The sequence below is a fragment of the Zoogloea sp. GDB6 genome (genome assembly GCF_056724105.1).
Window position 1 is genome coordinate 1,402,873 of record NZ_CM161497.1, and the last position, 13,593, is coordinate 1,416,465.

At 67.1% G+C, this 13,593-nt stretch carries 11 protein-coding genes; 3 read left to right on the forward strand and 8 right to left on the reverse strand.

Annotated elements, in window-relative coordinates; translation table 11 throughout:
• Nucleotides 1-127: 127 nt before the first annotated feature.
• Nucleotides 128-481 carry an HPF/RaiA family ribosome-associated protein gene (locus AC1PQG_RS06450; protein ID WP_481121791.1) on the reverse strand — a complete coding sequence of 118 codons (354 nt, stop codon included), beginning with the start codon at nucleotides 479-481 and terminating at the stop codon, nucleotides 128-130.
• Between the two features lie 119 nt (nucleotides 482-600).
• Here AC1PQG_RS06450 and nhaR point away from each other — a divergent pair, with 119 nt between their 5' ends.
• The gene (nhaR, locus tag AC1PQG_RS06455; protein ID WP_481121792.1) at nucleotides 601-1,530 is read left to right on the forward strand and encodes a transcriptional activator NhaR; all 930 of its coding nucleotides are present in this window, start codon (nucleotides 601-603) and stop codon (nucleotides 1,528-1,530) included.
• Nucleotides 1,531-1,610: 80 nt separating this feature from the next.
• Here the strand turns inward: nhaR and AC1PQG_RS06460 are convergent, their stop codons facing one another.
• The 6 genes from AC1PQG_RS06460 to AC1PQG_RS06485 form a co-directional block, all read right to left on the reverse strand.
• Nucleotides 1,611-2,552, reverse strand: a complete 942-nt coding sequence (locus tag AC1PQG_RS06460) for a Tim44 domain-containing protein (RefSeq protein ID WP_481121793.1) — start codon at nucleotides 2,550-2,552, stop codon at nucleotides 1,611-1,613.
• Nucleotides 2,553-2,692: 140 nt separating this feature from the next.
• Complete coding sequence (locus tag AC1PQG_RS06465) at nucleotides 2,693-3,556, reverse strand: ChaN family lipoprotein (protein ID WP_481121794.1); 864 nt, start codon at nucleotides 3,554-3,556, stop codon at nucleotides 2,693-2,695.
• Between the two features lie 99 nt (nucleotides 3,557-3,655).
• Nucleotides 3,656-3,994, reverse strand: a complete 339-nt coding sequence (locus AC1PQG_RS06470) for a DUF2149 domain-containing protein (protein ID WP_481121795.1) — start codon at nucleotides 3,992-3,994, stop codon at nucleotides 3,656-3,658.
• 2 nt (nucleotides 3,995-3,996) lie between these two features.
• Entirely contained in the window at nucleotides 3,997-4,476 is a 480-nt protein-coding gene (locus tag AC1PQG_RS06475) for a MotA/TolQ/ExbB proton channel family protein (RefSeq protein ID WP_481121796.1), read from the reverse strand.
• Nucleotides 4,477-4,502: 26 nt separating this feature from the next.
• Nucleotides 4,503-8,474, reverse strand: coding sequence for a cobaltochelatase subunit CobN (cobN, locus tag AC1PQG_RS06480; protein ID WP_481121797.1), 3,972 nt, complete (start codon nucleotides 8,472-8,474; stop codon nucleotides 4,503-4,505).
• Between the two features lie 2 nt (nucleotides 8,475-8,476).
• A complete protein-coding gene (locus tag AC1PQG_RS06485; RefSeq protein WP_481121798.1) occupies nucleotides 8,477-10,756 on the reverse strand; it encodes a TonB-dependent hemoglobin/transferrin/lactoferrin family receptor in 2,280 nt (759 codons plus the stop codon).
• Nucleotides 10,757-11,088: 332 nt separating this feature from the next.
• Between AC1PQG_RS06485 and rpsD the strand changes: the two genes are divergently transcribed.
• Together rpsD and AC1PQG_RS06495 are read left to right on the forward strand one after the other, a co-directional pair.
• Nucleotides 11,089-11,700 carry a 30S ribosomal protein S4 gene (gene rpsD, locus AC1PQG_RS06490; protein WP_481121799.1) on the forward strand — a complete coding sequence of 204 codons (612 nt, stop codon included), beginning with the start codon at nucleotides 11,089-11,091 and terminating at the stop codon, nucleotides 11,698-11,700.
• The gene (locus tag AC1PQG_RS06495) at nucleotides 11,697-11,996 is read left to right on the forward strand and encodes a hypothetical protein (protein ID WP_079433085.1); all 300 of its coding nucleotides are present in this window, start codon (nucleotides 11,697-11,699) and stop codon (nucleotides 11,994-11,996) included. The genes rpsD and AC1PQG_RS06495 overlap by 4 nt, the downstream gene beginning before the upstream one ends.
• A 12-nt stretch (nucleotides 11,997-12,008) precedes the next feature.
• On the opposite strand, the gene nifA is transcribed toward AC1PQG_RS06495, so the two are convergent.
• Nucleotides 12,009-13,574: a nif-specific transcriptional activator NifA gene (gene nifA, locus AC1PQG_RS06500; protein WP_481115143.1), complete on the reverse strand. Its 1,566-nt coding sequence runs from the start codon at nucleotides 13,572-13,574 to the stop codon at nucleotides 12,009-12,011.
• Nucleotides 13,575-13,593 lie beyond the last annotated feature (19 nt).

Below are 13,593 nucleotides of genomic sequence, written 5' to 3' on the forward strand. Positions count from 1 at the left end.
GTTCCTGTGGGGCCTGCCTGTAGTGAATGTCACAGGGCGGGCGGCCCGCAGCGTGAGGAATGCGACAGCTAGGTACGAAACCGCGGCCGGGAGGCCGCGGATTTTCGCGATCAGGGGCGATCCGGCATCACGCGCGGATCGGCACCAGCGCGGGTTCCGGCATCAGCTTGCGGTTGATGGCGGCGAGCTTCTCGATCTGGCGGCCGACGTTGTGCTGCACGCGCTCGGTGATGCGGTCGATGACGCGGCGCATATCGTCGCCGAGCTCTTCCATCACGAGGGAGCGGTTCTTCATCTCGATGACGATGCGGCACAGCTTGTCGGCACCACCGCCACGGGGCCCATTGATGTCCGACAGGCGCACGCTGACGGACTGGACGACGTGGCCGAAGCGGCCTAGGGCGCCCTGGATGCGCCGTGCGGCATGGGTACGCAGGGTCTTGGCAGCAGGCAGGCCCTTGGCCTTGATCTGGACTTCCATTCTTATCTCCTTTGCGTTTTGGAAGGTCCACTGTATGGGCATCAATGAATCAGGTAAAGACGTATTAATCGAAGCTTTGTTTCGATATATTCGAATCTTTACAAAAGCTGTGACGAGCCGTGAATCTCAAGCATCTGTTCTATTTCTGGAAGACTGCGCGCAGCGGCGGCGTGGTCAAGGCTGGCGAGGCGCTGCATGTCACGCCGCAGACCATCAGCGGCCAGATCCGCCTGCTGGAAGACAGCCTGGACACCCAATTGTTCACCCGTGACGGGCGGAGCCTCGAGCTGACGCCGGCAGGGCGCATGGCGATGGAGTACGCCGACGAGATGTTCTCGCTGAGCGCCGAACTGGAGCAGGCGCTACGTCATTATCCGAAGGGGCGGCCGGTGGAATTCCGGGTCGGTGTGTCGGATGCGGTGCCCAAGTCGATTGCTTACCGCCTGCTGCGGCCGGCGGTGGATCCGACCGACCCGGTGCGCATTATCTGCCGGGAATGGCGCCTGGACCGTCTGCTGACCGAACTGGCGGTGCACAAGCTCGACCTGGTGATTGCCGATTCGCCGATTCCGCCCAGCGTCGATGTGCGGGCTTATAACCACCGCCTCGGCGAGTCGGGCCTGAGTTTCATTGCCGCGCGTTCCCTGCTGGGTGACCAGCCTCCGGTGTTTCCGGCCTGCATGGGGACTTTGCCGACTTTGCTGCCCGGGGAGGATTCGGCGATCCGCCGCAAGTTCGAGGACTGGCTGGATCGCAAGCGGCTCAGGCCGCGCATCGTCGGCGAGTTCGACGACACGGCGCTGATGACGGCTTTTGGCCGCGCCGGCGTCGGGGCCTTCGTGGTGCCGACGGCGATCGAGCAGGAGATCCTCGGGACCGGGGACTTGCTGGTGCTGGGACGGGCGGAGGAGGTGCGGATCGAGTACTACGCGATCTCGGTCGAACGGCGCCTGACCCACCCCTGCGTGCTGGCCATCTCGGATGCGGCCAAGGCGGGGCTGGAGGCGATGGGCAGCGGCGGCGTCGTGACCCAGGCCGAGCCGGGCTGAAAAAAACCCTGCTCGGGCCGGAAGGCCGCGGGCAGGGTGAGGGTAGTGGCCGGTTGGTGCTACTGGTACTGAAAGAAGAATCAGCCGTTCTGCTGGATGCCGGCGAGCAGCCAGCCGCCGTTGCCGCTGCGCGGCTTGGTGAGGTGCCACAGTTCGTCGATGCCTTCCGGCGCGGCGTTCGGATCCTCGCGCAGCAGGCCGGTGAAGCGCACCGTGACGATGTAACGCTCGGCTTCCTCGGCGACGTCGATGACTTCGGCGTTGAGGGATACCACGTCGGTCTTCTGCGCAGAGGCCGGCTCGGACATCCAGTCCATCTTGATCTCGGCGAACATCTCCGGCGTGGTGTATTCCCGTACGTCGTCCAGGTTGCGCGCATCGTTGGCGGCCTGCAGGCGGATGAAGTTCACCTTGGCGTGGCGTACGAAGCCTTCAGTGTCGAAATCTGCCGGGATGTTACGGACGGACGTTGCGGTGACAGGCGCAGCAGCTGCCGGGGCAGCGCTGCCGCCACCGAAAGCCGGCGTCGCGTTGCTGCTGTTGGTGCCGTAGGACTGCGGCGCGCCGGAATACTGCATCGGGCTCGCACCCGCGCCGGCCAGCGCCGGCTGCTGGGAGGCCGCACGGCGGCGCATGAAGAAGCCGATCAGCGCGATGGCGGCAAAGGCGATCAGGGCCATCGTCATCATCGAGGCGAGCTCTTCACCAAAGCCGAAGTGGGAGGCCAGCGCGGCCAGGCCGATACCGGCGGCCAGACCGGCCAGCGGGCCCATCCATGAACGCTTGGGCGTGGCCGCAGCAGCGGCGGCGCCGGCGGCCGGCTGGGCGTGGGGAGCGGCGGCCGCACCCGGCGCCTGGGCCGGAGTTGCCGGCGTGGCGTTGGGGGACTTGGGCTGGCTGAGTTCCTGGCGCTGCATGCCCGAGGACTTGCCGCCACCGAAGCGCTTGGCGGCGTCTGCATCACCGGTTATGAGGGTCAGGCCCAGCGCCAGGGCGGCGCCCATCAGGGCAAAGGATTTCATGCGTGTCTCCTGTGATTGGGGTAGCGACCAATGAAGGATAGCGGCTGTCTGGGTTAAATAAAATCAGAATTGCCTGTAGTTATTGTTCGAAAAAAACTGAATGAAGGTTGATTTGCCCCGGAGTTGAAGAACCGCTTGCATCAAGGTTTGGCGCCGAAGCCGGCACATGGATCCGTCCTGGGTGTGGGGGCGGTGTACCAGATGTAGGAATAGGGGCGGGGCGAGCCGCTCGTATCCGGGCCGTCGCCGGTCTCCTCGAAGGCGACACTGATGATGCGGGCGCCGGGCTTGAGGTGGGCCAGCAATTGTGGAACGCCGTAGTCGCCGCGCACGTGGCCGTTGCCGGCGACCAGGATCGCCGGACGCTCGGCGAGGTGCATCAGTTCGGTGGCCATGGCGCCGTCGCGGGCGCGCTGGGCGAGGCGCATGCCGGGCACCCGGCTGGCCGGCAACTGGCCGCAGTGGCTGTCCAGGAGATCGGCGTCGAGCGCCCGCGTGGTGGCGTCGGACAGCGGGCCGGCCGCCAGCGTGGCGGCAAGGTCGGACGGCAGGGCAGCGATACCGTTGCGCACCACGTTACGGGCTTGTTCGCGGGAAAGATTGGCGCCGATGATCTCGATGCCGGCCCGCGCCAGTCCGCCGAACAGCGGTTCGTGCACCGGCCACTGCCAGGCCTTGGCGTCGAAGCCGGCGGCCTCCAGGTCGGCTTGGAGGTGCTCGACGGGGCCGGCGCCGAGACGTCGCCCCCTGTCCAGATGTTCGGCCGCCACGCTCCGTGCGCCGAGGGCGGCGATCAACTCGGCGCGCAGGCGGTGGTGCAGCGGGCTGTCGTGGATCTCGCCGAGGAGCAGGAAATCCGCCTGGCGGAGACGGGCGAGCAGTTCGGGCAGGGTGAGCGTCTGCCCTGTTCGGGTATCGACGATGCGCTCGCCGGCGGGGGCATTGGCCTGGGCGGCACAACACAGGACGAAGCCGGCGAGGAGGGCGATCAGACGTAGTTTCATGGTGCAGTGGCTCGGTTGTGCCGTCGAAGTCTGTGGGCTGCCGGTGGACGCCGGTCGGCGGTCGGGAGTTCGCGGTGCGCTGGGCGTGCCAATCATTGCTCAGCGTTGCGCCGGGGCGTCGCCACCTTCCGGAACGTAGACGATGGAGCCGTCCTTCATGCGGTAGGCGACCCCGGCCTTTTCGCCTTCGCCGCTGCCGATGGCGCCGCTGGCCTTGTAGCGCTCGACCTTCTCGCCCTTTTTGATGGTGACTTCCATGGTCGGCTTGCCGGGATCGCTGATCACCGTCACGTCCTGCCGGCTGAAGGGATTCATCAGCGGGTTCTTGGCGATGGTGATGAGCAGCGCGGCGATGACCACCAGGAAGATATCGATGAGGTTGACCACCGACAGGATGGGATCTTCGGTTTCGGGTTCGTGCAGGAGCTTGAGGCCCATGGTCAGGCCTCCTGCCGCAGGCGCGCGATGTGGACGATCTCCTCGGCCAGCCAGCGGCGGCGTACGTTGGTGACCCAGAAGGTGATGGAGGCGGCGATGAGGGCCAGGATGACCGCCGAGAAGGCCACCGTCAGGTTGTGGGAGACCTGGGCCAGATCACCGTCGGACAGGGATTTGAGGGCCGGCCCCATGGGAGTCATGGTGGCGACCAGCCCCAGCATGGGTGTGACGCGGCTGGCGATCCGCGGTGCTTCGAGCAGGGTGTGGGCAAGCAGGTCGAGTTCGTCCTCGGTAAGAGACGGGTTGCTGCGGAAGGCATTGAGCAACGGGCGGCCGCCGTCGCCCCTTCGTTGCCAGGCCAGCCGGGCGAATTCCCCGAGGGACCAGAAGGCGAACAGGAAGAGCAGGGCGATGAGGACCAGCGTGGGCAGCAGGAAGAGCTGGGCCACGTCGTACATGGTGTTTTCGAGTTGATGATTCATGGTCGGTGGTATCGGTGTGTCGGAGGTCAGGAAGAGGGCGCGAGGCGGCCCCGCAGGGCACCGCCCAGCGTGGCCAGCGCGACGAGGAGCAGGCCCGCGGCGGCCCGGCTGGGCGCTGGCGGCGCCGGCGGGGCGACCTTGTCGAGACGCAGGCCCTGGACGGGGGGCGGTGCGGCCGGTGCCGGCGGTACGTTCGGCGCAGCAGCGTCCGGCGCTGCGCGCGTGGCGCCGGACGTTGGCGTGGCCGCGGGGCGGGCCTGGGCCATGCCGAATCCGACGAAGCCGCGCAGGGCGGCGTTGTCGCTGCGGACTTGATACCGTTCGGCCAGCTCCCGGTAGCGCGCCTTGAGCTCGTTGATGGTGGCCTTGTCGGCCTGCCAGTAGCCCTGGCGGGCGGCTTCCAGCATGCGCTCTATGCTCTGGGCGAGGGCGTGAGGGTTGTGGCGTTCGAACCAGTCGCGCAGGCCGAGGCGGTGCTTGTCGCGTACATAGACATCCACGAACTCCTGCCACTGGTCGTCGCGTACGATCTCCCGCGCCACGGCCTGCCAGCCCGAGAAGTTGTTGATGCCGTCGAGTACCTGCAGGGTGCCGGCGTAGCCTTCCTTCATCAGGCCCTGGATGTAGCCGGGGTGGAAGTTGCGGGTGGCCAGCTCCTTGGCCAGGAAGCCGGCGGCGCCTTCCACCTTGCCACCGCCCTGGCCGCGCAGGTTTGAGATGTAGAGCTCAGGTGCCTTGCCATCCAAGTGGCGGACGGCGAGGGCGATGCCACCCAGGTACTGGAAGGGATCGTCGGTGGTGAGCATGCCGTACAGATTGGAGCTGCGCGACAGTACCGCGCCCTCGGTGCCCTTCAAGTGGGCGGCGTAGAGGTTCTCGCCGCCGGCGCCGGGCTGGCCCCAGCTCGCTTCGTCCGGGCCGTAGGCGAACTGCATGCGCGACAGGTACAGGCGGGCCAGCTTGCGGTCGCCTTCGACCTTGCCCTTCCAGGTGTCGGTGGCCAGCGCAGCGTCGTCCAGGCCGGTGCCGTAGCGGCCGGACTCGGAGGAGAAGATACGTGTCTGCGCGGCGTTGAGGGCCTGGGCTTCACCCCAGCCGTGGGCGCGCAGCTCGGCCTGGATGCGGCGGGTGTTGGCGGCCACCGGGTTGTCGGCCTCATCCGCTTCGGCGGCGAGTCTGGCGGCTTTGGCGAGCAGGCGCATCACGTTGGGAAAATGATCGCGATACAGCCCAGTGGCGGATAGCACCACGTCTACCCGTGGGCGGCCGAGGATTTGTCGCGGAATGAGCCTGACGTCCTCGACCCGTCCGCCGGCGTCCCAGACCGGCTCCACGCCCATGGCCCACAGGGCCTGGGCTTCGAGCAGGCCGAAGTGGCGCATGGTTTCCACCGACCACAGGGTGAAGGTGAGCTTCTGCGGGAGCTTGCCGCTTTTGGCCTTGTGGGTGGCGAGGAGTTGTTCGAAGGCGTCGCGGCCAGCCTCCCAGGCGGCTTGCGTCGGTACCCGGGAGGGGTCGAAGCCGTACAGGTTGCGTCCGGTGGGCAGGGCGTCGGGGTTCTTGATCGGGTCGCCGCCATAGCTGGTCGGGATGTAGCGGCCTTCCAGGCCCTCGAGCAGGGCTGCCATCTCGGGGGCCGCGTCCAGCGCGGCATACCATTGGCTGGCCCGTTCGGCGGCGGCGCGGGCCTTGGCGGGGAGGGTCGCGAGGTCGGCCTGGCCGGTGACGATGGCCTTCAGCCGCCGGTAGGGCGTCGATTCCCTGAGGCGCGTGTAGTCGCCGACCAGCATTTCGTCAGCCTCTTCGCCGGGGCCGGCGACGCCTTCCCAGAAGTCTTTGCCAACCATCATCAGTACTGTGGCCAGCCGTGCGTCTTCGCCGGCGCCCTGGCCGAAGGTGTGCAGGCCGAGGGGTTGGGCCGTGCGGGCCAGTTCATGGAGATGGTCGTGCACCTCGCCGAGGAAGACCGGAAATTGCGCCTCGATGCGGGCCTCAGACCAGCCCAGGTCGCGCTCGATGTGCTCCTTGCGCACTCCAGCCAGGAACTCGGCGCGCAACTTGTCCTTCACTGCGCCGTCGTCCTGGGCCAGCCAGCTGTGGAGCAGGTCGTGGATGCGGGTCAGTGCGGCGTGCAGGCCGGCGGGGGCGAAGGGCGGCGTCTGGTGGCTGATGATGGTGGCGCGGCCCCGCCGCTTGGCCTGGGTGGCTTCGCCGATGTTGTCCACGATGTAGGGATAGAACACCGGCACGTCGCCGACGGCGAGCATCGGAAAATCGCTGACGGCCAGCCCGCGCTCCTTGCCGGGCAGCCACTCCTGGCTGCCATGGGTGCCGTAGTGGATGAAGGCGTCGCTCTTGGCCTGCTCCCGCGCCCACAGGTAGGCGGCCATGTAGAAGTGGGACGGGGCGGCGCTGGACGAATGGTAAAGCGCTTTTTCCTTGTCCTCTCCGCGTTCGCCGCGGGGCGGCTGGGGCAACAGGCTGACGTGGCCGAGCTTCAGGCGGGGAATGACGAACCAGGCCTGGCCGTCCTGGTGGACGACCATCGACGAGTGTTCGGGCTCGCCCCAGCGCGCCTTTATCTGTTGCTGCACGGAGTCGGGCAGGCTGGCCAGCCAGTGCCGGTAGGTCGTCAGCGGCAGGCGTTCGGCGAGGCCGTCGCGCAGCAGGGATTCCAGTTCCCGCTGGTCGCCGGCGGGCTGATAGTAGGGGGCGAGCAGTCGTTGCAATGACAGGGTGAGCTCGGTTTCGCCCGGCGTCTCGGTGTCGTAGCCCCGGGTCCGCAGGGCGGCCAGCGTACCGACCAGGCTGCGCGGCAGGTTCATGAACGAGGCGGAGAGGTTCTTTTCGCCCGGCGGGTAGTTCCAGAAGAAGATCGTGACGCGCTTGTCGGCATTGGCGGTGCGCTGCAGGCGGGCCAGCCGCACGGCCTTGGCGACGACGGCGGCGGCCTGACCGGCGATGGGGGCGATCTGGTCGTCGGACTTGCGGGTGGCGGCGGCGATCTGGATGTCGGTGACGCCGGCGTATTCGGCCTGGGCCAGGTAGAAGGGCACGTCCATCAGTGCCACGCCTTGCGGGTCGGCGGCCCACGCAGCTTCGTCGCCCTTGCGGTAGGGCATGGCCTGTACGACGGGGATGCCCAGGTCGGCGAATTCGGTGCGTCGCCCGTCCGGGTTGAGCATGATCTGGGTGTTGATCAGTGCATTGGCAAGGGTGCGCCCGTCGACGCGCAGCATGCGCCGCACGGCGTCCGGGTCCATGACCGGGCTGTAGAAGGGCAGGGGTACGGCGCCGCTCCGTTCGATGCGGCGGATGAGGTCGTCGATGAAGGCGGTCTGCTCGGCGGCGATGTACTGCTGGTGCAGCGCGATGGCGATGATCGGTGCAACGGGCGTGGGGCTGCCGGTCTTCCAGCGCAGGTAGGCGGCGGGCTCGGCGAAGACCAGGCCGGGATGGTCCGGGTGATAGACGCCGCTCTTGGGGAAGACGATGGGCTCGCGGATACCGCCCGTCGGCTTGCCATCCAGGTGCGCGGCGAGGGTCGCCAGGAAGGCGTCGAAGTTGAGGGCCCCGCCGTTTACATAATAGGTGTGCAGGCGCCGGGCCAACCCGTCCGGCAGGCCCTGCCAGCGGGGATTGCCTTCGTGCAGCCACAGGAAGGGCTGCTTGAGGCCCGGCAGGGCGTTGGCCAGGCGGGTCTCGACGAAGGCCTGCAGATGCTCCCGGGGTGTGTCGAAGAGCACCAGGTCGTAACCCCCGAACAACGTCGGCCCGCTGTCGGCGGGCAGCTTCTCGGCGAAGCGGGCCTCCAGTTGCAGACCGTGTGCTTTAGCCGTTTCGGCCAGCTTGAGGAACTTGCCCGGCTGGACCGGTGAGGTGCTGATGACGAGGATCCGGCCGGCGAGTACTTCACCACTGCCGCTGAGCAGGATCAGGCAGAGCACGGGCGCGAGCAGGCGGCCGAGCCGCAAGAACAGCCGGTGGGCGGCACGCATGCTCAGAAATCCAACTGAAGAGAGGCGCTCAGGTTGCGGCCGGGCTGGGTGAAGAAGGCCGGGCCGGCATCGGTACTGCTCAGGCCGACCTGGCGGATGTCGCTCCACAGCCAGTATTTCTTGTCGAAGAGGTTGTTGAGGGCAAGATTGAGCCTGGCGTTGCGATGGAGCTGCAGGCTGGCGGAGAGGTCGAGCACCGCGTAGCCGGGTGTTCGGAAGTAATCGACCGCGCTGCGGTCCACCTGATCCTTCTTGCGGGCGGCGCGCAGACGCGCATCCACGGCCAGGGGGCGGCTGGCGGCGTGGCCGTCCCAGCCGAGGTTGAGGTAAAGACGTGCAGGGTCGACGGTGTTGAGCGGCTGGCCGGCCGAGGTCACGTCCCCGTCGGCCCAGGCGATGGCGCCGGCGCTGCGGAAGCCATGGGGCAGTGCCCACTGGCCGCGCAGCTCCGCGCCGCGGATGCGGACGCTGGCCAAGTTGATCGACTGATATACGGAGCGCACCGCGTTGCCCAGGCAGGCCGGTGCGCTGGCCCCGCTCGGGGTGGAACACACCAGTTCGTTGCTGATGAAATTGCTGTACTTGTTGTTGTACAGGGCCAGTTGCAAGTTGCCGCCCGCCAGTTTGAAGCGGGTGCCTACTTCCATGCCGGTGCTGGTTTCGGGCTTCAGGTTCGGGTTGGGCAGGCTCGCGTAGTTCTGGGCGGCGTTGTAGAACAGGCCATTCACTTCTTCGTAGTTGGGCGCCCGGAAGCCACGCACCACTTGCCCGTAGAACGACGTCGCCGGGCTGTGGCGCCATACGGCGGCCAGTTTGGGGGAGGCGGCGGAGTGATCCTGGCTGCTGGCCGAGAAGGTCTGCGTGCCGATGGTCTTGCTGATGGCGTCGGGGCGGAGCTTGACGCTGTCGAGGCGCAGGCCGGGGGTCAGGCTCAGGCGGCCGATGCCGATCTCGTCCTGTGCGAACAGGCCCAGACTGTCGGATTCGCCGGGGGCGAAATCGCGCAGGGGATAGGTGTCGCCGGCCAGCGTCTTGCCGACGCTGCCGGTGGTCTGGTTGGTGATCGTGTAGTCGCGGATCTCGGCCAGTTCGTGGCGGCGCCAGTCGGCACCGACGACGATGAAGTGATCGAGGGCGCCGGTATTCAGGCCCTTTTCCAGTTGCAGGCCCACGCCGGTCGTTTGCTGGCGGAAGTCGAAATTCATGTCCACCAGGCAGGTGTTGCTGCCGCTGCTCGTGCCGGAGCAGCCGCTGGTGGTGGCGCTGCGTTTCTGCAGCGTGTAGGTCTGGTTGGCGGCGCTCTGGTGATAGGCCGAGAGGAGCAGGCGGTCCACCAGGCCGGCCGTGGGTTTCCATTCCCAGTCGACGGAGAAGCGCTCCCGGCGCGCATCCTCGCTGCCATCAGCGGCGCTGACGCGGGGCAGGGAGGTGGACAGGCGCAGCAGTTCGCTGTCGCTGTGCTGGTGGCGGTCCTCGTAGGTGAAGCGCAAGCGGTGGCCGGTGGCCGGCTTGACGACGAGCCGGGCGAGGGTCCCGCGGGAGCGGTTGTCCTGGGGATTGGGCTGCTCGCGGCCGGCGCTGCTGCCGCCGGTCTCGCCTCGGTTGTCCAGTTCGCTGCCGGTGCGCCGGGTGAGGGCCAGCAGGGCCTCGACGGTGTCGTTGCCGCCGGCGAAGTAGGCGGTGTTCTGCAGGCTGTTGTCGGCGCCGCGCCAGGTGGCCTTGTAGCGGACGGCGACGTCGCGGTCGCCGAGGATGTCGCGGGGGTCGAGGGTCAGGTAGCTGACCACGCCGCCGAGGGCATCGGAGCCATAGAGGCTGGAGGCGGGGCCGCGCAGGACTTCCACGCGCTTGAGGAAATCGAACTCGGGGCTGTCGGAGCTGGAGGTGGTGGCGTTGGAGGGGCCGCCGCCGTTGTAGTAGTCGGGCAGGCGTACGCCATCCACCTGTTGCAGGACCCGGTTGCCCTCGATGCCGCGGATGTTGACCGAGCTCGCGCCGAAGCGACGCAGATCGCGGGCGACGACGACGTCGGGTTCGTCCTCGAACAGTGCGGCCTCGTCGTGGGGCAGGCGCCGGGCGATGTTCTCCGCTCCGATCGCGGTGACGGTGGTGGGGACGCTGTCGGCGGTGGTTTCGGTGCGGGTGGCCGAGACGATCACGGCGCCGAGGGTGGCGCTGTCGTCGCCAGCGGCGGCAAGGCAGGCGTTTCCGGCAAGCGCTGCACCGACGAGGAGGGCGAGGGGGGACTTCCTGAAGCGGGAAGAGGGGCGGGTACCGGGCACGGCGGATCTCCAGATATCGAGAACATCTGGCTAGCTGGCGTGCGGAAGGCCCGGGCTGGCTGGCTTGACGCGGGTGGGGGCGAGGGGGCAGGCAGGCTGCCGGAGTGGGAAATCTACCCGTCTTGATGAATAAATGCAAATCATTATCGTTTACATTTATTCACTCCCCATCTAAGATGGATTCCGGTTCCCCGTTACAGGAGTCAGGAAATGCGATCGATGCTGTTCAACGTCTGCTTGCTGGCACTGCTGCTGTCGGGGGTCTTGGCGGTAGGGCCGGTGTGATCTTCGGCACTGTGCCGCCCTCGTTTTCTTCCAAGGAATCTCTGTCGATGTCTCGTTATACCGGTCCCCGTTTGAAGGTCATGCGCGCCCTCGGGTGCGAGTTGCCAGGCCTGTCCCGAAAGTCTGTCGACGAGCGGGACTATCCGCCCGGGCAGCACGGTGCGCGTCCGCGGCGCAAGTCGGATTACGGTCTCAAGCTGATCGAGAAGCAGAAGCTGCGAATGAACTACGGGTTGACCGAAGCCCAGCTGCAGCGGCTCTTCCGTGAGGCCAAGCGCGCCAAGGCGCCCACCGGCACCAAGCTGCTCGAACTGCTGGAGCGCCGTCTGGACAACTTCGTGTTCCGCGCCGGCTTTGCGCCGACGCTGGTGGCGGCCCGCCAGCTGGTGCGCCACAAGCATGTGCTGCTCAACGGCCAGCCGGTGAATATCCCGTCTATCCGGATCAAGCCGGGTGACGTCATTGTCCTCACCGACAAGGCGCGGCGCATGCCGATGGTGCTGGAGTGCGTCGAGCAGCCGGCCCTGACCCACCCGGAGTGGCTGAGCAGCGACGGCAAGGCTTTTCAGGCCATCGTGACCCGTCTGCCGGAGGCCAGCGAGGAGCCTTTCCCGGTGGCGGTCCAGCACGTGGTCGAATACTACGCGGTGCGGATATGAGTATCCCGTGCTACTGCCGAGGCGGCGAGGAGGAGGATGGCCTGCCCGGTTACGAGACGTCTCCCGATCTGGCGCTGGTGGCCTTGCTTACCTTGATGAGCAGTTTCCCCGCCCGTCGCAGCGCGGCGGTGGCCCAGTCGATCGTTACGCATCTGCGGGTGGTCAGCGCGGATGAACGTCTGGATGGCATCCTCAGGGGATGCGCCGCCCAGCTGGTGAGCAACTGGGAAGCGTTGACCGTGCTCAGTCAGCCCGGGCCCGAGCCGTTGGCGCCGTCGACCCGGGTCGTCAACTGAGCGGTGTGGCGGTCAGATCTGCCTGACCGTGATGTTGAGGGTCTGGATGCGGTAGGCGATCTGCCGCGGGGTCATGCCGAGCAGGCGCGCGGCCTTGGCCTGCACCCAGCCGGCCTGCTCCAGCGCGGCGATGACACGCTCCCGCTCGTCCATGTTCTCGTCGCCCAGATCCACGTTGCTGACGGGGGCGGCGGCGCTGGCTGCGCGCGGACGGGGCGGCTGCAGGCGTTCCTCGATACCGGACAACAGAACGAGGTCGCGGTCGATGTGAGAGCCTTCGCACATGACTGCGGCGCGCTCCAGACAGTTTTCCAGTTCGCGTACGTTGCCCGGCCACATGTGCTGGGTCAGCAGGCGTAGCGCGCTGTCGGTGATTCCCAGTTCGCGGCCTTGCAGCTTGGCGATCTTGGTGACCAGGAAGTTGGCGATCTCCGGGATGTCCTCGATGCGGTCGCGCAGGGGCGGCACGTAGATCGGCATCACGTTGAGGCGGTAGTACAAGTCTTCGCGGAACTTGCCTTCCTCGACGGCCATTTCCAGGTCGCGGTGAGTAGCGGCGATGACGCGGACGTCTACTTTAAGCGTGCGGCTGCCGCCGACCCGTTCGAGTTCGCCTTCCTGCAGGATGCGCAACAGCTTGGCCTGAAAGGCGGCCGAGACTTCGCCGATTTCGTCGAGGAAGAGGGTGCCGCCGTCGGCCTGCTCGAAACGCCCCTTGCGCTGGGAAACTGCACCTGTAAAGGCGCCTTTCTCGTGACCGAAGAGCTCGGACTCAAGCAGGTTTTCGGGCAGCGCCGCACAGTTGAGCTTGACGAAAGGGCTTGCCGAGCGTGGCGAGTTGTAGTGGATGGCGCTGGCGATCAGCTCTTTACCGGTGCCGGTCTCGCCGCGGATCAGTACCGTGGTGTTCCACTTGGCGACCTGCCGGAGCTGGTCGAAGACCCGCTTCATTGGCTCGGAGCGCCCGACGATGGACGAGAAACCGTACTGGCCGCGTACCGCCCGACGCAGGTCGTCACGCTCGTCCACCAGGTCGCGCTTCTCTTTGGCGACCTGGCGGGCCAGTCGCACACTCTGGGCGATCAGGTTGGCGACCATCTCCTGGAAGTGGGCGCGCTCGTCGAGGAGGCCGTCGTCCGAGGTCTCGGGTTGGCTGGCCAGCACGCCGACCAGTTCGGAGCCGATGCGGATTGGTACCGCGATGAAGGGCTTGTCGGGCGCGTAGGCGCCGAGGCGGTCGAGGAAGCGCCGTTCGCGGGCGACTTCGTCGAGGATCACGCTGCGACCGCGTTCCAGCACCAAGCCGAGGATGCCTTCACCGCGGGAATAGCGGATGTGGCCGGCGGCTTCCACGTCGAGGCCGTGGGCTGCGCTGATGAAGAGTTCGTTACCGGTTTCGTCGCTGAGGAGGGCGACGAGGCCCAGGCGCAGGCCGCAGCCTTCGCCGATGACCTGGAGCACTTCCTTGAGGGTGTCCTGCAAGTCGAGGGAGCGGGACAGGATCTGGCTGACGCTGAACAGCGTATCCAGCTCTGCCTCAAGGAGGGCGCCAGGGGCCTGGATCAGATTTTCGCTCACGGGCGTCGGGTCCATTCAA